The sequence below is a fragment of the Pseudomonas sp. LB3P31 genome, assembly GCF_054897945.1.
Genome location: NZ_CM142710.1, coordinates 534,815 through 555,557, shown reverse-complemented (window position 1 = coordinate 555,557; position 20,743 = coordinate 534,815). Strand labels below are relative to the sequence as shown.

Below are 20,743 nucleotides of genomic sequence, written 5' to 3'. Positions count from 1 at the left end.
GTCGCGTTGTTTAATCAGTTTGTTTTAGTCCCCATGCGCTGTTGCCCCCTCCAATAATTAATCTGGAGCTTCAGATGTCTGCGCCACTTGATTCTGCTGTATCGCCCAATCTGACTTTTGCTGAACTGACTCAATTGCTGGAAAGGATATTCCTGCGCCATGGCACCTCTGCCGACGTCGCCCGGACCCTCGCGCTCAACTGCGCCGGCGCCGAACGGGATGGCGCGCACAGCCACGGCGTGTTTCGTATCCCAGGCTACGTCTCGACCCTGCAGAGTGGCTGGGTCAATGGCCAGGCCATTCCAGTGGTCGAAGATGTGGCTTCGGGTTTCGTCCGGGTCGATGCCGGCAACGGTTTTGCTCAGCCTGCGCTGGCGGCCGCACGTAGCCTGTTGGTGGAGAAGGCCCGCAGCGCCGGGATAGCCGTGCTGGCCATCCGCAATTCCCACCACTTTGCCGCGCTGTGGCCAGATGTCGAGCCCTTTGCCTATGAGGGACTGGTGGCGCTGAGCGTGGTCAACAGCATGACCTGCGTGGTGCCGCACGGCGCCGATCGGCCGTTGTTTGGCACCAACCCGATTGCCTTCGCCGCCCCCCGGGCCGATGACGAGCCGATTGTCTTCGACCTGGCGACCAGTGCCATTGCCCATGGCGATGTGCAGATTGCGGCGCGCAAAGGCGAGCGCTTGCCGGTTGGTATGGGCGTCGACAGCCTCGGGCAGCCGACTCAAGACCCCAAAGCCATACTTGAAGGCGGGGCGCTGCTGCCATTCGGTGGGCACAAGGGCTCTGCGTTGTCGATGATGGTCGAGTTGTTGGCGGCGGCGTTGACCGGGGGCAATTTTTCGTTCGAGTTCGACTGGTCGAACCATCCGGGAGCGAAGACCCCATGGACCGGGCAATTGTTGATCGTGATCGATCCGAGCAAGGCAGCGGGGCAAGATTTCGCCGAGCGCAGTCAGGAACTGGTGCGGCAGATGCATGGGGTAGGGTTGAAGCGTTTGCCGGGAGATCGGCGCCATCAGCAACGGGCAATGTCGCAGGCCAGGGGAGTTGAGCTGGATGCGCAGACAATCGCCAACTTGCGAGAACTGGCAGGTGACTGATGTTGAGTTTGTAGCAGCCGGACGCAGGCGGCCAGGTATGGCTGACAAGTCCAGCGATCACCTACGGTCCCTGTAGGCGTGAGCCTGCTCGCGATGGCGTCTGGTCAGTCGACAACATTTCTGCCTGAACCACCGCCATCGCGGGCAAGCCTTGCTCCCACAGAACTACAAAGAATCCAAAAATGGATTAACGACGACCGAGCAGCAAACCGACCACCAGGCCGAAACCGGCGGAGATCGCCACAGTCTGCCACGGATGGCCACCAATGTAGCTCTCGGTGGCTTCCACGGCAGGCTTGGTCCGCTCACGCACGTTGGTCACCGATTCCATGGCCTGCTGCAGTTTCTGAGCGACTTGCCCGCGCAGGGTTTCCGCCTCTTCACCGACCAGTGAAGCGCTGCTTTTCAGCAGTTTGTCCGACTCTTCGATCAGCGCCTGAAGCTCGCTGAACGCTTGATCCTTGATTTGATCTTGGGCAGTTTGCGCGGCAGTTTTCCGGGCCATTGAAGTACTCCTTGCTGATGGATAGACGTGAACAATGGAGTGTAGAGGACGCGGAAAAGTTGCAGTGATTTCAGCTGAAAATGTGATCCTTGGCGAAAATCCCGCGCAGGATATTTCCTACGAGGGTGTAAGATGTCGCCAATTTACACAGCAGGAAAAACCCCATGAGCTTCAATCTGGCCGACAAACCCCTTTCCGAGCGCGCCGCGCTTGAAGATGAAAAATCCCGTCTGTTCGATCTATGGCAAAGCAACCTGGGCAAAGCCAAGGGCGAAGCCGCCCGGTTGTTTGGCGAGCGCGCCAAACGCAAGGGTAAATGGGCCGAATGGGTGCGTTCCGAGCTTGACGGCATGTCACCCCCGGAATTCGCCAACATGGTGCGCAGCGAAGTCAATCGGCTGATGGCTGCCAAGTAATATCCGCCTGCTGCGGATGCGCGGTCTACCGACGCCCACACTTACCAGGTGCCGGAGACTGTTCCCGGCAGGCTGAGCTTGCCACTATCGACGAACCGCATCGTGCCGAACAAGCCACCGGCGAGTTTCCCGCGCAATACGTAGGGCAGGTTGTTCAGCGTCTGCGTCTGGCTCAAGCCGAGGGTCTGGCGCAATACCGAGAAGGCGGAAACGCTGACCGGTACCGTCAGCACGGTTTCTGAAAAGCGCGCAATCGAACCAGACTGATCGCTCACGCCAGAGGCGAGCGGCTGGCCGTTGACTTCGAGGTCCAAGGCCACGCCGTTGTAGTCGATGGGATTTTCATTGGGGTTCTGCACGCGGATTTTCACCGCGAAACGCACTTCCATGTCCTGGCTCTGCAGGGGTTCGATGCCCACCACATTGATGTTCAGCGGGTCACGACTGGGAAAGAGGGCGCAGGCGCTCAGGGAGAGCAGCAGCAGGGACAGGATGACGGCGTGGATACTGCGCATGGACAAGCTCTCTTCAAGTAAAAGGGCTGAACCGCCCCCGGCTCAGCCCTCTGGCCGTATCAGCGGTTCAACTGTGCGACCGCTGCGGCGGTTGCCGGTTCACCCTTTGGTGGCGTATCAGGATTTTCCATGACCTGAAGGATCGACGCTTCCGGGTCGAAATCGTCTTCTTCCAGCTCAATGAACTCTTCGGGAAGGAAGATATTCAACACGATAGCGCACAAGGCGCCAACGGTGATTGGCGATTCAAAGATGTTGTGCAGCGCCATTGGCAGCTCGCGCAACACTTCAGGAACGGCGGCGACGCCCAGGCCCATGCCCAGGGAAATCGCCACGATCAGCATGTTGCGCCGATGCAGACCGGCCTCGGCGAGGATCTTGATCCCGGCCACTGCCACAGTGCCGAACATCACCAGTTCGGCGCCGCCGAGCACCGGCTTGGGCATCAATTGCAGCACCGCACCGATCATCGGGAACAAGCCGAGCAGCACCAGCAAGCCGGCAATGAAAAATGCGACGTAACGGCTGGCCACACCTGTGAGCTGAATCACCCCATTGTTCTGGGCGAAGGTGACCATTGGCATGCTGTTGAATACCGCAGCCATGGCCGAGTTGAGGCCATCGGCCAGCAGGCCGGACTTGATCCGGCGAATATAGATCGGCCCCTTGACTGGTTGTCGGGAAATCATCGAGTTGGCCGTGAGGTCACCGGCGGCTTCCAGCGGTGACACCAGGAAGATCACCGCCACCGGGACGAACGCGACCCAGTCGAAATTGAAGCCGTACTTGAACGGCACCGGCACGCTCATCAGCGGCACGTCGGGCATGCTCGAAAAACTGACGTCGCCCATCAGCCACGCCACGAGGTAGCCGAGGGTCAGGCCGATGACGATCGCACCCAGGCGCAGAAACGGTACGTCGACCCGGTTCAACACCACGATGGTCCCCAATACCAGTGCCGCGAGAGCCAGGTGATGCGCGCCGCCGAGGTCGACGGCACCAAAGCCACCGGCAATATCGGTCATTGCCACCTTGATCAGCGACAGGCCCATCAGCGTGATGATGGTACCGGTCACCACGGGGGTGATCAGCATCCGCAGCTTGCCGATGAACTGGCTCAGCACCACTTCAATGAACGCCGCGAAAAAACACACGCCAAAGATGGTCGAGAGTATTTCGTCGGTGCCGCCGCCCCGGGCCTTGACCATGAAGCCGGCGCTGAGAATCACGCTGATGAAGGAAAAACTGGTGCCTTGCAGGCACAGCAACCCGGAACCGATCGGGCCGAAGCGCCGCGCCTGGACGAAGGTGCCCAGCCCGGAAACGAACAGCGCCATGCTGATCAGGTAGGGAATTTCACTTTGCAGGCCCAGGGCGCTGCCCATAATCAAGGTGGGCGTAATGATGCCGACAAAACTGGCCAGCACGTGCTGCACGGCGGCGAACACGGTGGCGGTTAGATGCGGGCGATCGTCGAGGCCGTAGATCAGGTCATTGTTGCGCGCAGCGGGGGCTTTTTCAGAGGCGGTCATGGTGATGTGCGTGCCGAAAGGCGGGCCGGGTCAGAAAATGGAGGCGCAGGATGCCAGAAAGTGGGCGAAACAGTAACCAAGGGTTGCATAAAACCCCCGCGATGGCGGCGGCACATCCGGCATTCCTGTGGCAGGCAGACCGCCATCGCGAGCAGGCTCACTCCTACAGGGGCCTGCGGTACTTGCCTCGGAGCGCTCATGGCATACTGCCGCGCATGACAATCGACTCGCCGCTTGGCGCCTGGCAGCAGGCCATCGAACACAAGGGTTTCGTCCAGGACGAAGCCCAGGAACACGCCGTGTGGGCGTTGCAGAAATGCTTCGAGGCCCTGCACGAGGGGCGCACGTCGGTGACAGGCGTGTATCTGTGGGGCCCGGTGGGTCGCGGCAAGACCTGGTTGATGGATCAGTTCTATCAGAGCCTTCGGGTCCCGGCCCGGCGCCAGCATTTCCATCATTTCATGGGATGGGTGCATCAGCGTTCCTTTCAGCTGACCGGTACCGCCGACCCGCTGAAAGCCTTGGCCCGGGAGCTTAGCGAAGAGGTTCGGGTACTGTGCTTCGATGAGCTGTTCGTCAATGACATCGGCGATGCGATCATTCTCGGGCGGTTATTCCAGGTGATGTTCGAGCAGGGCGTGGTGGTGGTCTGCACCTCCAATCTACCCCCGGACCAGCTGTACGCGGACGGCTTTAACCGCGACCGGTTCGTGCCAGCCATCGAGGCGATCAAACAGCACATGCAAGTGATTGCGGTGGATGGCGCCGAGGATCACCGCCTGCACCCAGGCACCGGGTTGCAGCGCTACTGGGTCACGCAACCCGGGCAGTCTGGCGCCTTGCAGGCGGTGTTCGAGGCGTTGACCGCCGGCCAGTCGGTCTCCAGTGAGCCGATCGAGGTCGGTCACCGCTCGCTGAAGGTGGTGCAGGCCAGTCAGCACGTGCTTTGGTGCCGTTACCCCGACCTGTGCGAGCAGCCATTCGCCGCCATGGATTTCATGACCCTGTGTGATTCCTTCAAGGCTATTCTATTAAGCGATGTGCCCAACCTCAGCGCCCAAAAGCGCGCCGGGCGCATCGCCAGAGGCACTGAGGACGGCGTCGAGCGAGTAGCAGCGGGTGATCGCGAGTTGCCGCAATTATCCGTGCATGACGACGCAGTGCGCCGCTTCATCGCGCTGGTGGACGAGTGCTACGACCGCAAGGTCCCGTTGTACCTCGAAGCCGAGGTGCCGATGGCGCAGCTGTACACCGATGGTTACCTGGAATTCCCGTTTCGCCGCACGCTCAGTCGACTACAGGAAATGCAGCTGCAACGTTTTGCCGAGGTTTGACCACAGGGGAGCCGCGAGCATGTCTAAAACGCTGTCGCATCATCTGCTGACCATGGCCTATCAGAACGCCTGGGCCAATCACCGCCTGGCCAAGGCCTGGAGTGAGTTAAGTGCCGGAGAGCTGACGGCGCCGCGGGTCAGTTTTTTCCCCAGTCTGCGTGCAACCCTGAACCATATCCTGACCTGCGACTGGTTTTATGTGGACGCCCTGGAACGCGAGCTGCGTGGCGACGATCCGCATTCGGACTGCTTCGTGTATTTCAACGTCGCGGAACCCTGCTCAACCGGGGCTGAGCTCAAGCATGAGCAAGCGTTGGTGGACCGGCGGCTGATTGCCTACTGCGAGCAGATGCGCGACACCGATCTGGGCAAGATCGTCACCATTGCCCGGGAAACGCCGCAGCACGACAGCCGCTTGCGCATGCTCTCGCACCTGTTTGAACACCAGATCCACCATCGCGGACAGGTGCACGCGATGCTCAGTGGAACCTCGGTGGTGCCGCCGCAGCTGGACGAGTTTTTCTGTGCTGGGGAGGCGGGTTTGCGGGCCGAGGATTTTGCCGAGCTGGGGTGGACAGAGGCGTTGATCTGGGGGCATTGATCGGGCACGCGGTCACTGTAGGAGCTGCCGCAGGCTGCGATCTTTTGATCTTGAAAGACAGATCAAAAGATCGCAGCCTGCGGCAGCTCCTACAGAGGGAGCGCGTTTCATCCTTTTGATTCGTGATAGCGCTTGATAGAGTCCGCTGCAGTTACTTCACGTGTCATCGAGGATGGAAATGGAATCCGCAGAAATTCTTGTGCTTCAGGCCAGCTACACCAATCCCTTGCATGCCGAGGCAATCTGCCTGGTGTTGAACCACTATGCCGAGGATCCAATGGGTGGCGGGCAATCCTTGACGGCAAATGTGCTGGAGCACTTGCCGGAAGAACTGGCCAGGCGCCCGCACGCGTTCAGTGTGCTGGCCTTTGTCGACGGTGAACCGGCCGGGCTGGTCAATTGTTTTGAAGGCTTCTCCACATTTGCCTGCAAACCTCTGGTCAACGTGCACGACGTCGCCGTGGTGAAGAAATTTCGCGGCTTGGGCTTGAGCCAGAAAATGCTGCAAAAGGTTGAGGACATCGCCCGCCAGCGTGGCTGCTGCAAGATCACCCTGGAGGTTCTGGAGGGTAACGCCATTGCCCAGGCGTCTTATGGCAAATTCGGATTTGCGGCGGGAATGTTCGATCCGGCCCATGGGCGGATGCTGTTCTGGACCAAACTGCTGTAACGCATGTGCGGCGGGGGAGCAGGCTCCCTCGCCACGCCTATGCACTTATAACTTCCAATCCAGGCTCAGGGTTACCGTGCGCGGGTCACCCCAGTAGTTGCCGTTGTAGAAGCCGACGTTCTCGTAGTACTTCTTGTCGAACAGGTTGTTGACGTTCAGCGAGGCCGACAGGTGTTGGTCGAACTCGTAGCGCGACATCAGGTTGACCAGGGCGTAGGCATCCTGCCGAATATTCTTACGCTCGGTAATGATTCTGCCTGCGGCGTTGCGTCCCACCGGACGACTCGCCGCGCGGTAGATTTCGCTCTGCCAGTTCAGTGCTCCGCCCACGGTCAACGCATGCCACTCACCTGGCAGCCGATAGGCGGTGGACAGGCGGAACATGTTCAATGGTGCGGTAGTGTTGGTGCGGTTCTTCTCACCATTCACCGAGTGGGTGTAGGTATAGCCGGCGGTCATGTTCCAGTCGGCCATGACCTCGCCCGACAGTTCGGCCTCGAAGCCCTCGACCTTGGTGCCCTTGCCGTTGGCCTTGTAGAACTCTTCGCCGGTCACCGGATCCGGCGGCACCGAATCGTCCAGTTCGGCAACGTTGTCCTGGTCACTCCAGAACAGCGCGGTTGCCAGGTTCAGGCGCTCCTCGAGCAGGCTGCCCTTGAGCCCCAGCTCATAGTTGCTGCCCACCACCGGTTCGAGGTACTTGCGGTTGGCGTCGCGATTGGTCTGTGGTTTGAAGATGTCGGTGTAGCTGACGTAGGCGGTGTACTCGGGAGTGATGTCATAGAGCAGCCCTGCGTAGGGCGTCCACATGTCGTTGTGTTTCTGGCTGGTATCGTCCACGCCGCTCAATACCTGATTGACATCATAGCTGTTGGTGGTGCTCGACGATTTCCAGCTGCCGTAGCGGCTGCCGAGCACGGCGTGCAACTCATCGGTCAGGCTCAGGCGCGTCGCGAGATAACCGGCTTTCTGCTCCGTACTGCTGGTGGAGCCGGTGAGACTGGTGACCGTGTCGGTGAATTTGTCGATGTTGCCCATGTACTTCCAGTCCGGCACATTCGCGTAGTCCGAAGCCATTGGGCCGTCGACGGTGTAGGGGTTGTCTTCGCTGCGTTCCGCTTCGCCATAGCCAATCATCAGTTCATGTTCGCGTCCCAGCAACGAGTAGGGACCGGAGACGTTGAAGTCATAGGCTTTCATCTTCTGCTTGCCGATCATGTGGCTGACGTTGGCGATCATGCCGCTGCGATCCGGTTCGGGGAAGCCGCCACCGGCGTAGTAGATCTTGCCGTCGGTATCACTTTCGCGGTGGGTGTACGCCGCTTTCAGCTGCCAGCCAGCGCCCAGTTGGTGGTCCAGGTTGGCGAAGGCGGTCTGGTCCTTGATCGGCCAGGAGCTCCAGGACGTCGCCATGTTGGTCGAGCGACCGAGTTTGGCCTTGCTGCCGTCGGCGTTCCAGTACGGCACGGTGCCCCAGGAGGTGCCCTGGACATGTTTGTTCTGGTAGTCGTAACCCACGGCGAGCGTGGTGTCGTCCGTCAGGTCGGCTTCCAGCACGCCGTAGCCGACTTCCCGTTGTTGCTGGTATTTGTCACGGAACGAGTCGCTGTCGCGGTAGGCCAGCACGCTACGCCCGCGCAGTCGACCGTCGAACGCCAGTGGTCCGCCGACGTCCAGGTAGGTGTAGTAATTGTCGTAGCTGCCGGCGCTGACGCCGGTCTTCGCTTCCCACTGTGAAGTCGGGCGCTTGCGCACCATGTTGATGGTGGCGGAGGGGTCGCCCGCGCCCGTGGTCAGGCCGGTGGCACCGCGCACGACTTCGATGCGGTCGTAGATGATGGTGTCGGAATCGGACTTCATGTAGCTGAAGGTGTTGAGCATCCCGTCAACCTGGAAGTTGTTGATCGAGTAGCCGCGGGAGGAATAGCTGACCCGGTCGGAGTCGTTATGTTGCACCACGATGCCGGTGGTCTGGCGCATGGCTTCGGACAGCGAGGTGAGCTTGAAATCGTCCATCTGCTGGCGAGTGACCACGGACACCGACTGCGGGGTTTCCTTGATCGACAGGTTCAGACGGGTGGCGCTGCTCATGGCGCCGGTGGTGTAGGACTGGGTGTTTTCGGTATTGCGGCCCAGGCCTTGGGCGGTGACGCTGGTAGCGGTCAGTTCCAGGGCGCCGGACACGGGTTGTTGATCCGCTTCGGTTTCGGCGAGCACCTGCGGGCTGAGCGCAATGCTGCACAGGCCGAGGGTAAAAGTCATGGAACGGGTGATAGGCGCGAACATCGCAGCCGACTCCTTGTCGTTGAGGGAAAAATTCCGTTAGCTCAAAGACGAAGGAGGGCGGCGATATTTAATCGTAAATGATAATTATTATTTTTAGTGGGTGGCAGGCAGTGGTTATTGCTGCACCACTTCAGCGACCTTGGGTTTCATCAGGCTGAAGTCGATCAACGGCCGCTGCTGCTTCTCGTAGGGGTTGCCAATCAACAGTGGTCGCGGCTTGAAGCTGTCGCTGACCAGGCTCTTGCTGCGATCCAGTTCATCGAAGCTCAAGCCTGCCATGTCCGCCCAGGTATGAATCAGGTGCGAGCTGCTGTACGGACGGTCCAGGTCACCGGCAAAATTCCAGTCATGGGACTCGCGCCATTTCGGCGAGGCCCAGGCCATGAACGGGATGGTGTACATCGGCGCCGTCGGCTTGTTTTCGTTACGCCCCAGGGTGCTGTGGCCGGGCGAGTCGAACACGTCTTCGCCGTGATCGGAGAGGTACAGCAGGAAGCCGTTCGGATCGGTCTTGGCGTAGTCCTTGATCAGGCTTGACACCACGAAATCGTTGTACAGCACCGCGTTGTCGTAGCTGTTGTAGGTCGGCACCTGATCGTCACGTACGCCGGCCGGTACGCCCTGGCGATCCTTGAACTTGTCGAAGGTGGACGGATAGCGGTACTGGTAGCTCATGTGCGTGCCCAGCAAATGCACGACGATCAGCTTGCGCGGCGCAGCGTCGGCCAGGGCCTTGTTGAACGGTTCAATCACGTCGCCATCGTACTGGGCAGCGTTCTGGTTGCGGTTGTTGTTGAGGTACACCTGCTCGTCGGCCTGCTCGGAGAAGGTCGTCAGCATGGTGTTGCGCTTGGTCATGGTCTGCTGGTTGGTGATCCAGAACGTCTTGTAGCCCGCCTGTTTCATCATGCTGACCAGCGACGGCGTCGACAGGTACAGCGCCGGGTTGTCCTCGTCAGCGAAGGTTAGCACCTGCTGCAGCGCCTCGATCGTGTACGGGCGCGGGGTGATGACATTATCGAACACCGCCAGTTGGTCCTTGAGCTTGTCCAGCTCCGGGGTGGTATCGCGCGGATAGCCGTACAGGCTCATGCGTTGGCGGTTGGTTGATTCGCCGATCACCAGTACCAGGGTGGCCGGCTGGTTGGCCGAGTTGTCGGTGAGGTTTTTCAGCGGGGCAATCTTGCTCGCGCTGTCCAGCATGTCCTGCATGCCGGCGAGGGTGTCGAGGTAGCGGTGATAAGCCACCGCCATCTGCCATGGCACAGCGGGTTCGATACGGGTTTCGAATTTTTCGAAGCCGTCGGCAAAACTGCCCGTACGCAGGGTTTGCTTGACCAGCGGGTAACCTATCACGGCCACCAGGATTGCTGTTGCGGCTACCAGAGCGCGGCCACGCGGCAGGTAGACCGGGCGCAAGCGAGTCCACAGGAAGTAGGCGAACAGGGTGTGGGCAAGGAATGCCGCGACCATCCACCAGGCGAAATACTGGGTCATGTACTCGCCAGCTTCAGAGATGTTCGATTCGAACATGATGAAGATGACGCTCTGGGAAAATTCCTGCTGGTAGATGAAGAAGTAGCCCAGGCTTGCCATCGAGCAGGCCCACAGGACTACGCCGATACAGGCGGCCATCACACGCGTCTGTTTAGGGAACAGCAGCATCGGCGCGAGCCAGATCGCGCTCATCAGGAAGGCCTGGCGGAAACCGGTGAAGCCGGAAGTGCCAGTCAGCTGGATCAGCAGTTGGGTAATGCCGGAGAAGTACCAGAAGAATACGAACAGCCAGGCAAACCCGGCCCAATCAAAACCTTTCGCAGTCGTGTTGCTGCGTTTGAACAAAGCCATTCAGCGCTCCAGCCTAGGGGGTCGTCGACCGTCGACAGCATGGACTCCCGTCGACGAACGGGCGCGGCACGCATACCGAGCGGCCACAATGGCGCCGGAGTATCCATGATCAGGTGTGAAAACTTTGTGAGCTGACATCTTGAACTTTACGAGCGAGCCTGCTCGCGATTGCGGTAAACCAGTCAACGCATCCGCTGACTGACACACCGCAATCGCGAGCAGGCTCGCTCCCACAGGTATCAGGCACCCACGTGACAATCGCGCGCGGGGAGAGGTGAGGTCAGGCGCGCTGAATGACAGCCGACGCCTGAGGCTGAAAGCCTTGGGTCAACACGCGCAGTTGCGCAAGTTCCTGCTTGAGCAGGTCGCGCTCTTCCTTCAACTGGCGCAGTTCATCACGACGGATCGTGACGTAAAGAGTTTGTGCTGGCCGTGCTGCTTGTACTGTGCCCATTGCTCACCTCGCAAATGGTTTGTTCAACTGTAAACCCGCGTCCGAGTTCGGACCCTGATTTACTATCGGCTGCAATTTTGATTTCTTTTACCGCCGAAGGGAACTTTTTTATTTTTCATGGTCGGTGTGTCTTCGCCACGTTTCCCGGCGTTATCAGTCTGGATCGGGCACAATGCACGGAAACTTCATGCCGACCTGTCTGACTAAGCTGAACAGGTCTCGTTGGGCTATAACCTTTGACACACATTATTTGCAACAAGGAGCATCAGCACATGCAACTCGGGATTATTGGACTGGGCCGCATGGGCGGTAATATTGCGCGGCGCCTGATGCTCAATGGGCATTCCACCGTTGTCTACGACCGCAATACCGCCTTTGTCGACAACCTGGCCGCCGAGGGCGCCAAGGGCGTCATCGACCTGCCGGCGCTGGTCGCAGGCCTGGCCAAGCCACGTGCCGTCTGGGTGATGCTGCCGGCCGGCGCGCCGACTGAAGACACCATCGACACCCTGAGCAATTTGCTCGAAGCCGGCGATACCATCATCGACGGCGGCAACACCTTTTATAAGGACGACATCCGTCGGGCCAAGAGCCTCTCGGAAAAAGGCCTGCACTACATCGACGTCGGCACCTCCGGCGGCGTCTGGGGCCTGGAGCGCGGTTACTGCATGATGATCGGCGGCGAAGCCGAGGTGGTCAAACGCCTCGATCCACTGTTCCAGAGCCTGGCGCCCGGCATCGGTGACATCCCGCGGACCAAGGACCGCAAGTCTGCCGACGACCGTGCCGAACACGGCTACATCCACGCAGGGCCAGCAGGTTCCGGGCACTTCGTGAAGATGATCCACAACGGCATCGAGTACGGCATGATGCAGGCCTTCGCCGAAGGTTTCGACATTCTCAAGACCAAGGCCAGCGAAAACCTGCCGGAAGACCAGCGTTTCGACCTCAACGTGGCGGACATCGCCGAAGTCTGGCGCCGTGGCAGTGTGGTTTCGTCCTGGTTGCTCGACCTGACCGCAGACGCGCTGGCCAGCGATCCGAAACTCGACGGTTACTCGGGATCGGTAGCTGACAGCGGGGAAGGTCGCTGGACTATTGAAGCGGCCATGGAGCAATCGGTACCTGTGCCGGTGTTGTCGAACTCGCTGTTCTCGCGCTATCGCTCCCGCGGCCAGGGTACTTTTGGCGACAAGATCCTCTCGGCCCAGCGCTTCGGCTTCGGTGGCCACGTGGAGACTTCGAAAAAATGACCGGCCTGATCCGCAATAAATCCAAGGCAGAACCAGCACCGCCTACCACTTTGTTCCTGTTCGGTGCCCATGGCGATCTGGTCAAGCGCCTGCTGATGCCAGCGCTGTACAACCTGAGTCGCGACGGATTGCTGGGGGATGGATTGCGGATCATCGGCGTTGACCACAACGCCATCAGTGACGAAGCCTTTGCGCAGAAGCTCGAGGATTTCATTCGAGCGGAAGCGGCAAGCAAGATCGGCAAGGGCGATGAAGCCCTTGATCCGGCCTTGTGGGCCTCACTCGCCAAAGGTATCAGCTACGTCCAGGGAGACTTCCTGGACGACAGCACCTATTCAGCCCTGGCGGCGAAAATCGCCGACAGCGGCACCGGCAATGCGGTGTTCTACCTGGCCACCGCGCCACGTTTCTTCAGCGAGGTAGTGCGCCGCCTCGGCGCCGCGAAACTGCTGGAAGAAACCCCCGAGGGCTTTCGCCGCGTGGTGATCGAAAAACCCTTCGGCTCCGACCTGCACACCGCAGAAGCGTTGAACGCCTGCCTGCTCAAGGTGATGTCGGAAAACCAGATTTATCGGATCGATCATTATCTGGGCAAGGAGACCGTGCAGAACATTCTGATCAGCCGGTTCTCCAACAGTCTGTTCGAAGCCTTCTGGAACAACCATTACATCGACCACGTGCAGATCACGGCGGCGGAAACCGTCGGCGTGGAGACCCGTGGCAGCTTCTACGAACATACCGGCGCCCTGCGCGACATGGTGCCCAACCACCTGTTCCAACTGCTGGCGATGGTCGCGATGGAACCACCTGCTGCATTTGGCGCGGACGCCGTGCGTGGCGAAAAAGCCAAGGTGGTCGGTGCGATTCGCCCCTGGTCCGTCGAAGAAGCACGGGCCAATTCGGTGCGTGGCCAGTACACCGCTGGCGAGGTCGGTGACAAGTCCTTGCCCGGTTATCGCGAGGAAGGCAACGTGGCGCCAGATAGCACCACCGAAACCTACGTTGCACTCAAGGTCATGATCGATAACTGGCGGTGGGTCGGCGTGCCGTTCTACCTGCGCACCGGCAAGCGCATGAGCGTGCGCGACACCGAGATCGTCATCTGCTTCAAGCCTGCGCCGTACGCGCAGTTTCGCGATACCGAGGTCGATGAGCTGCAGCCGACCTACCTGCGCATCCAGATCCAGCCCAACGAAGGGATGTGGTTCGATCTGCTGGCCAAGCGTCCTGGGCCGGCATTGAAGATGGCCAATATCGAGCTGGGCTTCGCGTACAAGGACTTCTTCGAAATGCAGCCGTCGACCGGCTATGAAACGCTGATCTACGATTGCCTGACCGGCGACCAGACGCTGTTCCAGCGCGCCGACAACATCGAGAATGGCTGGCGCGCCGTGCAGCCTTTCCTCGATGCCTGGCAGCAGGACGCCGCCGTGGAGGGATATGCCGCCGGTGAAGATGGCCCGCAAGCGGCCGAAGACCTGCTGACCCGCGACGGTCGGGTGTGGCACAGCCTCGGATGAGTGATGGGCTGCGCTACAACCAGTAACTCACCGCATACCACCCCAACACCCCCATCACCACCGTATACGGCAGCGCCATCCACACCATCCGTCCGTATGACAGACGGATCAGCGGCGCGATCGCCGAGGTCAGCAGGAACAGAAATGCCGCCTGGCCATTGGGCGTCGCCACGCTTGGCAGGTTGGTGCCGGTGTTGATCGCAATGGCGAGGGTTTCAAAATGCTCTCGGCTCATGTGCCCGGAGACAAACGCCTGCTTCACCTCGGTGATGTAAATGGTCGCGACAAACACGTTATCGCTGATCGCCGACAGCAAACCATTGGCAATGAACAGCATCCCAGGTTGCTGATCTGCCGGCAGCGCCAGCACCCATTGAATCAACGGCGTGAACAACTGCTGGTCATGGATCACTGCCACAACGGCGAAGAACACCACCAGCAGCGCAGTGAACGGCATGGCGTCCTTGAACGCGCTGCCGATGCGATGCTCGTCGGTAATGCCGGTGAAGGCGGTGATCAGCACAATCACCATCAAGCCGATCAACCCCACCTCAGCCACATGAAACCCCAGGCCGGCTATCAGGATCAGCGCCGCCACACCCTGGACGATCAGCGCCGCACGCTGGCGCGCAGTGCGCTCGGCGTTGTCTTGCGCGGCATAGTCGGCCAGCACGGCGCGCACGTTGTCCGGCAGCAGCGTGCCGTAGCCGAACCAGCGCAACTTCTCCAGCAGCACGCACGTCACCAGGCCCGCCACCAATACCGGCAACGAAACCGGCGCGACCTTGAGGAAAAATTCAGCGAAGTGCCAGCCCATCTCGTGACCGATCAACAGGTTCTGCGGCTCACCGACCAGGGTACAAACGCCGCCCAGCGCCGTACCGACCGCACCGTGCATCAACAGGCTGCGCAGGAAGGCACGAAACTGATTGAGGTCCTCGTGATGCAGTGGCGGCAGGTGACGATCATCGGAGAAGCCGCTGTCCTGGCGCGGGTCGTTGCCCGAAGCCACGCGGTGGTACACCGAATAAAAACCTACCGCCGCGCTGATAATCACGGCGGTGACGGTCAGGGCGTCGAGAAAGGCCGACAGAAATGCCGACAGGAAGCAGAACAGCAACGCCAGCAGCGCTTTGGACCGCACGCCCAGCAGCAGCCGCGAGAACAGGAACAGCAGCAGGTCCTTCATGAAGTAGATCCCGGCCACCATGAACATCAGCAGCAGGATCACCGGAAAGTTGTGCACCAGTTCGTCGTACAGCGCCTGGGGCGTGGTCATCTTCAGTAGCAGCGCTTCGATCAGCAACAGCCCGCCGGGCATCAGTGGGTAGCATTTGAGTGCCATGGCCAGGGTAAAAATGAACTCCAGCACCAGCAACCAGCCCGCCGCCACGGGGCCGACAGTCCACAACACCAGGGCATTAAGAATCAGGAAGCCGACAATGCTCGCCTTGTACCAGCGGGGAGAGTTCCCAAGAAAGTTGTGCGCGAACGCCTGGGCCATTGAACCGGACATCGGCTGCTCCTTGTTTTAAGAAGCGCGCAAGTTGCCGTAAGAAGGAAGGAATATCAAGCGTAGGAAAGGTCATAGCCCTGTGGAAGCACATCTGTGTAATCAAAGCTGGGAGAGCACACCTGTGGGAGCAAAGCTTGCTCGCGATGGACGTGAACGATCATTAGCGTTTTCAGGCAAAACTCAGTACACCCTCAAAATGCGCCGCCCATTACAAAAATCTCACCCCAAATACCGCGCCACCACCGCCCGATAACTCCCATCCAGCGAATACCCCCCCACGACAATTGCCCCATCCCCCTGCACGGCCAGCGAAGTCGCTGTATCCAGGCTGCGCCCCAACCGAGTGCGAACCCACCCAAGGCCATCGCCAAACTGCCGGTCCAGCTGTCCGTCAGGCAGATGCCGAGCCAATATGAAGTCAGCCTCACACCCGCCAATCGTCGCGCCGACTGTCATGCTGCGACCATCCGCCAACGCCAGGGCGGCAGTCCATTGGCAACCACTGTGACCGATTGCCAGCAACCGGGGCTGGCCGCCATGGCAATGAGCGTCCGGGCGCCCATTGCTGTGCAGCTGCAGAGACAGGCAATGCATCGGATCGCGGCTACTTCCTACGCAGAGCAAATCGGCATTAGCCTGTTGCACGACATGACTGACTTGAGTGCTGCGTCCACCGGAACTGAAACTCATGAAACCATCGACCGCGAAAGAGTCGTCGAGCTGCCCGTCGGCCTGGTAGCGGGCGAGCAAACCTTCCTCGGGAAAGTTGATCGAGCCACCCACCAGAATCCGCCCATCCCGTTGCACCAGCAGACTGCTGAGCCAGGTGTTCATCAGCAAGTGCCTGACAATCACAAACCCCCGGCCATTGAACGAGTCGTCCAGGGCGCCGTCGGGCCTCAGGCAGATCAGTAGACCGACATGGTCGGCCAGTTCGAAATGATGGTTGGCCAGCAGCAGTATTCGCCCGTCTGCCTGCAGTCGCACATCGCAGGCCTCGGCCCCCGGAACACCGGGCGGAAGCCAGGCATCACGCACGCCAATGGCAAGATTGCCTGGCAGTCGCACCACGCAACGGCCTTTGTCACCAAAGCTCAGCACCGGCTGCCCCTGGTGATCAAACAAGGCCAAGGCCGGAAGCGTGCGATGGCCGTTAAGGTAGTGCAGGCCGGCCAACAGAATACTGCCATCAGGGAGTAGCACCACTTTGCCGCCCATTGCCTCGAAGCCGCGCTCGAACTGGCCGATGACACTGCCCTGTGCACCGAAGGACAGGTCTGCCGAACCATCAGCCAACAAGCGCGCCAACCCGAAGCGGCTGCCATCCGCAGTGCCGACTTTGGCGGCCACCAGAATGCGCCCACAGGCATCGACAGCCACGTCGTTAGTCATGCTGGAAAGGCTGTCGGCGAAATACACCTGGGTCGTGCCGGCGGCGGCAAACGACAGGTCAAGCTGACCGGGCTGGGGGTGTGTTACAGGGATGGCAAAGGCAACCTGGCTTGACATTCACGCTCTCCTTGCGAGTCGTCGTCCAGAAGTTGGGGTGGCGACCTTTATAAGAACGACATTCAATCCCTGATTGGCCAAGTGCACAACTGGCAGAAATAACAAGCGGAGGGTCGCTGTGTGCCAGAACAGTGTCTTTTTGAACCATTGGCAAGCCTGCCAATTAATTAATGCATTCGGGTATTAAAGCTACCTGGCAATTAGCCGTCGCGTGTTATCAAGACAACCGGGGAGGTCGCGGACTACTGTTGAGTAATCCGCGATGCAATCAATGTGGCATCGACCACGATTCGAGGCGGTAACCGTCGCGGCTCAGTTCTTCACGAGCCTGCTGCAGTACGCGTTCGAGCTGTGCGGGATCGGTATAGGCGCTGCTCGGAATCTGCTTGCGGCCTATACTGCATTTGGTACGGTCAATCACCGTCAGGCTGAGTTCACCGTTGCCGTCTTGTAGAGCCCAGGCCACGCACTGGAAAGGCTGGAATGCGCGGTCTGCAATCAAAAGAGCTTCGTTGATACGGAGCGGGGCGTTCATGGGGTTCTCTCTCTATATGCCCAGTCAGGTGATCGGCCGACGGTCGGGCTTGCCGAGCGGCTGGTTACTTGTACTGATGCACGCAACCCGGTGCCGGGTCACACATGAACTGAGGAAATTTCAACTTTCTTTCACAAATCCACTTTTTAAGTCTGTTTGAAAGCTGGGTGAAAGGTTGAAGTTCGATAGGTAACTAACCAAGTAGTGTCTTATAACTGATTAGGCGGTAGCCCTATAGTCAATCGGTACAAGCACCTGTCAATTTATTGCTAATGTTACAGCCAAGTCCGCCAAATGACTGTTTTTACTAATATTTCAATGAATTTGGCGTCAAGGAACAGTCATGAATGAAGCGCCTGCCCTACGCCGTCTATTAGTGGTTGATCCTTGCGACGATTGCCATCGTTTACTGCCGGGTTTGCGAGCGATTGGCTGGGATGTCGACAGCTGTACGCTGGAAAATGCCTTGGACAGGACCTGTGACGTCGGGCTGTTGCGATTGCAACCCTTTCATCTTGAACGCCCTGACGCGGTCAAGGAACTGATCAGCCACAGTGGCACCGAGTGGATTGCCGTACTGAACCAGGAAGTGCTGCGCCTGCAGAATGTAGGAGACTTCGTATGCGAATGGTTTTTCGACTTTCATACCTTGCCGTTTGATGTTTCCAGGGTGCAGGTAACCCTTGGCCGCGCCTTCGGCATGGCCAGGCTGCGCGGCAAGGGCACGGTGCACATTGACCAGCCCGAACACGAGCTGCTCGGCGACAGCAAGCCGATTCGCGAACTGCGCAGGTTATTGAGCAAACTGGCGCCTACGGAGTCTCCGGTGCTGATTCGCGGCGAGAGCGGGACCGGCAAGGAACTGGTCGCCCGCACCTTGCACCGCCAATCCCAGCGCCACAGCAAACCCTTCGTGGCCATCAACTGCGGCGCGATCCCCGAACACCTGATCCAGTCCGAGCTTTTTGGTCATGAGAAGGGGGCTTTTACCGGCGCCCATCAACGCAAGGTCGGGCGGATTGAAGCGGCGAATGGCGGCACGCTGTTTCTCGATGAAATCGGTGACCTGCCACTGGAGTTGCAAGCCAACCTGCTGCGCTTCCTGCAGGAAAAACATATCGAGCATGTTGGCGGCAGCCAGCCGATTCCGGTGGACGTGCGGGTGCTGGCGGCGACCCACGTCGATCTTGAGGCGGCGATCGAGAAGAAGCGTTTTCGCGAAGATTTGTACTACCGCCTGAACGTCCTGCAAGTGGTCACCGCGCCGCTGCGTGAGCGCCATGGTGACTTGTCGATGCTGGCTAACCACTTTTCGCACTTCTACAGCCACGAAACCGGCCGCCGCCCTCGCAGTTTCAGCGATGACGCCCTGATTGCGATGGGCAAGCATGACTGGCCGGGCAATGTGCGCGAGCTGGCTAACCGGGTACGCCGTGGGTTGGTGTTGGCTGAAGGCCGGCAGATAGAAGCCCGTGACCTGGGGCTGATCAGTCAACACGCCGTTGTTACGCCGATGGGCACCCTGGAAGACTATAAAACCCGCGCCGAACGCCAGGCCTTGAGTGATGTGCTTAATCGCCATAGCGATAATCTGAGCATCGCGGCCAAGGTGCTGGGGATTTCCCGGCCGACGTTTTACCGGTTGCTGCATAAACATCAGATTCGTTAACTTAGGATCAAAAGATCGCAGCCTCGTTGCACTCGACAGCTCCTACGTTGGAATGCGATCCCCTGTAGGAGCTGTCGAGTGCAACGAGGCTGCGATCTTTTAACCCACAAAAAAACCGCTGCGATGTAAGTCGCAGCGGTTTTTTATGGTCCTCAGAAGTAGTAAGGGAATTTCAAACTAAACGAAAAGTCCGGCGAATCGTCCGTCAGGCCAATCGCCAGGTTGGGCACAATCGTCAGCTTATCGGTAGCCGCCAGGGTCATGCCGATGTTGAAGTTGGCCGCGTTGTAATCACTGTTGCTAATCGACTGCCAATCCCCGCCATCGGGCCTGATCTTGCTCTTGCGGGCGAACTGGTCGGTGAACGAGAACGACATACTCATCTTCTCGTTCAAGGCAAATGCAATACCGGCGCCGACCTGCCAGGAGTCGCCGAGTTTCACGTCGCCGCTGACCTTGGAGTCAACCTGAGGGCTGATGTCGCTGAACGAGTCCTGCATGTTGTAGGTGTAGGCCAGGCTGCCAAACAGCACGGCCGGGTCGAAGGTCTTGACCAGTGAGAGCCCAGGCGTGATCGACCAGACACCATTGCCGGTAGGCAAGTCCTCGGGTACCGAGAGGTTGTTGTTGGTTGGGTCGCTGATCAGCTTGATGCCGTAGGGGTCCTTGCCGGTGGGTGCCTTGACGCGCAGGGTAACGACCGCGTCGGGCAGGTTGGCCGACTCATCGAGGAATTTGTACGCCACGCCGACGTTGACGTCGCCGATGGTCGGGTCACGCGTAACGGTTGCGTCTGAAGACACCGGGCCTGCGCCACCCGCGCCGCCGGAGGAGTAAGTGGATTCGCGGTACACCACGGGAACGTTAATGTCGAACTGCCAGCGTTGCGCCAGGTTGTAGCGCGCGGTCAGGTCCAGGGTCCAGTTATCCGCCTTGATGCGGTCGAGGTTGATGTTGCCGAGGAAAATCGAGTCCAGGGCCAGGAAGCCGTTGAGCGTCAACGCACGAGTATCGTAGTGGGTATAAGTCAGGCCGGTTTCGACGCTGAACTTGCCGCCACCGAAGAAGCCGCTGGCTTCGTCGTACAGGTTGGAAACGCTTGGGGCTGGCTCCGAATCATCCTTGAGCGACTGGCCATACGAACTGCCGGTGGTTCCCGGCGCGCCGGCCGCCACCGTCTGGCCATTTTTGGGCGGTTCGGCGGGGGACCGGGTCAGGCGTTTGGGCGCAGGGGCTACGGGTGCTTCTTCGACTTGCCGAACGCGTTGCTCGAGTACCATCAACGCGTTCTGTTGTATTGCGTAGCTCTTTTTCAACTCCAGTAGTTCTTGTTTTAATGCTTCGACCTGGGGATCCGGTGCTGCATAAAGCAGTGTTGCCGGTGCCAGGCTACTCAAACAAACAATAGCTTTGAGCGTCAACGATCGGTGCATGGGTTAGCCGTCCCTTCTGACTACATAATGAGACTGAGCGT

General features: G+C 59.5%; 18 protein-coding genes. 8 read left to right on the top strand and 10 right to left on the bottom strand.

The window, feature by feature from the left end; genetic code table 11:
• Positions 1 to 74 precede the first annotated feature (74 nt).
• Positions 75 to 1,106, top strand: coding sequence for an Ldh family oxidoreductase (locus ACYZTK_RS02390; RefSeq protein WP_462012960.1), 1,032 nt, complete (start codon positions 75 to 77; stop codon positions 1,104 to 1,106).
• A gap of 187 nt (positions 1,107 to 1,293) precedes the next feature.
• Here ACYZTK_RS02390 and ACYZTK_RS02385 read toward each other — a convergent pair whose 3' ends face one another.
• Complete coding sequence (locus ACYZTK_RS02385) at positions 1,294 to 1,611, bottom strand: ElaB/YgaM/YqjD family protein (RefSeq protein ID WP_462012959.1); 318 nt, start codon at positions 1,609 to 1,611, stop codon at positions 1,294 to 1,296.
• 164 nt (positions 1,612 to 1,775) lie between these two features.
• Here ACYZTK_RS02385 and ACYZTK_RS02380 point away from each other — a divergent pair, with 164 nt between their 5' ends.
• Entirely contained in the window at positions 1,776 to 2,027 is a 252-nt protein-coding gene (locus ACYZTK_RS02380; protein ID WP_462012958.1) for a hypothetical protein, read from the top strand.
• A 41-nt stretch (positions 2,028 to 2,068) separates the two neighbouring features.
• Here the strand turns inward: ACYZTK_RS02380 and ACYZTK_RS02375 are convergent, their stop codons facing one another.
• Positions 2,069 to 2,542, bottom strand: a complete 474-nt coding sequence (locus tag ACYZTK_RS02375) for an LEA/WHy family protein (RefSeq protein ID WP_462012957.1) — start codon at positions 2,540 to 2,542, stop codon at positions 2,069 to 2,071.
• 59 nt (positions 2,543 to 2,601) lie between these two features.
• Positions 2,602 to 4,074, bottom strand: coding sequence for a nucleobase:cation symporter-2 family protein (locus ACYZTK_RS02370; protein ID WP_462012956.1), 1,473 nt, complete (start codon positions 4,072 to 4,074; stop codon positions 2,602 to 2,604).
• 215 nt (positions 4,075 to 4,289) lie between these two features.
• On the opposite strand from ACYZTK_RS02370, the gene zapE reads away from it, so the two are divergent.
• The 3 genes from zapE (at position 4,290) to ACYZTK_RS02355 (ending at position 6,679) form a co-directional block, all read left to right on the top strand.
• Positions 4,290 to 5,408, top strand: a complete 1,119-nt coding sequence (gene zapE / locus ACYZTK_RS02365) for a cell division protein ZapE (protein ID WP_462012955.1) — start codon at positions 4,290 to 4,292, stop codon at positions 5,406 to 5,408.
• A gap of 19 nt (positions 5,409 to 5,427) precedes the next feature.
• Positions 5,428 to 6,009, top strand: a complete 582-nt coding sequence (locus tag ACYZTK_RS02360) for a DinB family protein (protein WP_462012954.1) — start codon at positions 5,428 to 5,430, stop codon at positions 6,007 to 6,009.
• Positions 6,010 to 6,187: 178 nt separating this feature from the next.
• Positions 6,188 to 6,679, top strand: coding sequence for a GNAT family N-acetyltransferase (locus ACYZTK_RS02355; RefSeq protein ID WP_462012952.1), 492 nt, complete (start codon positions 6,188 to 6,190; stop codon positions 6,677 to 6,679).
• Positions 6,680 to 6,724: 45 nt separating this feature from the next.
• Here the strand turns inward: ACYZTK_RS02355 and ACYZTK_RS02350 are convergent, their stop codons facing one another.
• From ACYZTK_RS02350 to ACYZTK_RS02340, 3 genes are all read right to left on the bottom strand, one after another.
• Positions 6,725 to 8,965 carry a TonB-dependent siderophore receptor gene (locus ACYZTK_RS02350; RefSeq protein ID WP_462012951.1) on the bottom strand — a complete coding sequence of 747 codons (2,241 nt, stop codon included), beginning with the start codon at positions 8,963 to 8,965 and terminating at the stop codon, positions 6,725 to 6,727.
• 114 nt (positions 8,966 to 9,079) lie between these two features.
• On the bottom strand, positions 9,080 to 10,813 hold the full coding sequence (locus ACYZTK_RS02345) for a phosphoethanolamine transferase CptA (RefSeq protein WP_462012950.1): 1,734 nt from the start codon (positions 10,811 to 10,813) through the stop codon (positions 9,080 to 9,082).
• Positions 10,814 to 11,093: 280 nt separating this feature from the next.
• Positions 11,094 to 11,267, bottom strand: coding sequence for a DUF6026 family protein (locus ACYZTK_RS02340; RefSeq protein WP_462012949.1), 174 nt, complete (start codon positions 11,265 to 11,267; stop codon positions 11,094 to 11,096).
• A 272-nt stretch (positions 11,268 to 11,539) separates the two neighbouring features.
• On the opposite strand from ACYZTK_RS02340, the gene gnd reads away from it, so the two are divergent.
• Both gnd and zwf read left to right on the top strand, forming a co-directional pair.
• Positions 11,540 to 12,520 carry a phosphogluconate dehydrogenase (NAD(+)-dependent, decarboxylating) gene (gene gnd, locus ACYZTK_RS02335; RefSeq protein ID WP_462012948.1) on the top strand — a complete coding sequence of 327 codons (981 nt, stop codon included), beginning with the start codon at positions 11,540 to 11,542 and terminating at the stop codon, positions 12,518 to 12,520.
• Positions 12,517 to 14,040, top strand: a complete 1,524-nt coding sequence (gene zwf / locus ACYZTK_RS02330; protein ID WP_462012947.1) for a glucose-6-phosphate dehydrogenase — start codon at positions 12,517 to 12,519, stop codon at positions 14,038 to 14,040. Before gnd ends, zwf begins: the two co-directional genes overlap by 4 nt.
• A 13-nt stretch (positions 14,041 to 14,053) precedes the next feature.
• On the opposite strand, the gene nhaB is transcribed toward zwf, so the two are convergent.
• The 3 genes from nhaB to ACYZTK_RS02315 form a co-directional block, all read right to left on the bottom strand.
• The gene (nhaB, locus tag ACYZTK_RS02325; protein WP_462012946.1) at positions 14,054 to 15,556 is read right to left on the bottom strand and encodes a sodium/proton antiporter NhaB; all 1,503 of its coding nucleotides are present in this window, start codon (positions 15,554 to 15,556) and stop codon (positions 14,054 to 14,056) included.
• Between the two features lie 219 nt (positions 15,557 to 15,775).
• Positions 15,776 to 17,065: a delta-60 repeat domain-containing protein gene (locus ACYZTK_RS02320; protein WP_462012945.1), complete on the bottom strand. Its 1,290-nt coding sequence runs from the start codon at positions 17,063 to 17,065 to the stop codon at positions 15,776 to 15,778.
• 268 nt (positions 17,066 to 17,333) lie between these two features.
• Positions 17,334 to 17,600, bottom strand: a complete 267-nt coding sequence (locus ACYZTK_RS02315; protein WP_462012944.1) for a hypothetical protein — start codon at positions 17,598 to 17,600, stop codon at positions 17,334 to 17,336.
• Positions 17,601 to 17,943: 343 nt separating this feature from the next.
• Between ACYZTK_RS02315 and ACYZTK_RS02310 the strand changes: the two genes are divergently transcribed.
• Positions 17,944 to 19,269, top strand: a complete 1,326-nt coding sequence (locus ACYZTK_RS02310) for a sigma-54 dependent transcriptional regulator (RefSeq protein ID WP_462012943.1) — start codon at positions 17,944 to 17,946, stop codon at positions 19,267 to 19,269.
• A 152-nt stretch (positions 19,270 to 19,421) separates the two neighbouring features.
• On the opposite strand, the gene ACYZTK_RS02305 is transcribed toward ACYZTK_RS02310, so the two are convergent.
• Positions 19,422 to 20,702 carry a coiled-coil domain-containing protein gene (locus tag ACYZTK_RS02305; protein WP_462012942.1) on the bottom strand — a complete coding sequence of 427 codons (1,281 nt, stop codon included), beginning with the start codon at positions 20,700 to 20,702 and terminating at the stop codon, positions 19,422 to 19,424.
• Positions 20,703 to 20,743 lie beyond the last annotated feature (41 nt).

Coding starts and splice junctions, on each gene's coding strand:
- ACYZTK_RS02370 (WP_462012956.1), bottom strand. CDS start 4,074: ATGACCGCCTCTGAAAAAGCCCCCGCTGCGCGCAACAATGACCTGATC.
- zapE (WP_462012955.1), top strand. CDS start 4,290: ATGACAATCGACTCGCCGCTTGGCGCCTGGCAGCAGGCCATCGAACAC.
- ACYZTK_RS02390 (WP_462012960.1), top strand. CDS start 75: ATGTCTGCGCCACTTGATTCTGCTGTATCGCCCAATCTGACTTTTGCT.
- ACYZTK_RS02315 (WP_462012944.1), bottom strand. CDS start 17,600: ATGAACGCCCCGCTCCGTATCAACGAAGCTCTTTTGATTGCAGACCGC.
- ACYZTK_RS02320 (WP_462012945.1), bottom strand. CDS start 17,065: ATGTCAAGCCAGGTTGCCTTTGCCATCCCTGTAACACACCCCCAGCCC.
- ACYZTK_RS02380 (WP_462012958.1), top strand. CDS start 1,776: ATGAGCTTCAATCTGGCCGACAAACCCCTTTCCGAGCGCGCCGCGCTT.
- ACYZTK_RS02305 (WP_462012942.1), bottom strand. CDS start 20,702: ATGCACCGATCGTTGACGCTCAAAGCTATTGTTTGTTTGAGTAGCCTG.
- ACYZTK_RS02360 (WP_462012954.1), top strand. CDS start 5,428: ATGTCTAAAACGCTGTCGCATCATCTGCTGACCATGGCCTATCAGAAC.
- gnd (WP_462012948.1), top strand. CDS start 11,540: ATGCAACTCGGGATTATTGGACTGGGCCGCATGGGCGGTAATATTGCG.
- zwf (WP_462012947.1), top strand. CDS start 12,517: ATGACCGGCCTGATCCGCAATAAATCCAAGGCAGAACCAGCACCGCCT.
- nhaB (WP_462012946.1), bottom strand. CDS start 15,556: ATGTCCGGTTCAATGGCCCAGGCGTTCGCGCACAACTTTCTTGGGAAC.
- ACYZTK_RS02375 (WP_462012957.1), bottom strand. CDS start 2,542: ATGCGCAGTATCCACGCCGTCATCCTGTCCCTGCTGCTGCTCTCCCTG.
- ACYZTK_RS02385 (WP_462012959.1), bottom strand. CDS start 1,611: ATGGCCCGGAAAACTGCCGCGCAAACTGCCCAAGATCAAATCAAGGAT.
- ACYZTK_RS02340 (WP_462012949.1), bottom strand. CDS start 11,267: ATGGGCACAGTACAAGCAGCACGGCCAGCACAAACTCTTTACGTCACG.
- ACYZTK_RS02350 (WP_462012951.1), bottom strand. CDS start 8,965: ATGTTCGCGCCTATCACCCGTTCCATGACTTTTACCCTCGGCCTGTGC.
- ACYZTK_RS02310 (WP_462012943.1), top strand. CDS start 17,944: ATGAATGAAGCGCCTGCCCTACGCCGTCTATTAGTGGTTGATCCTTGC.
- ACYZTK_RS02355 (WP_462012952.1), top strand. CDS start 6,188: ATGGAATCCGCAGAAATTCTTGTGCTTCAGGCCAGCTACACCAATCCC.
- ACYZTK_RS02345 (WP_462012950.1), bottom strand. CDS start 10,813: ATGGCTTTGTTCAAACGCAGCAACACGACTGCGAAAGGTTTTGATTGG.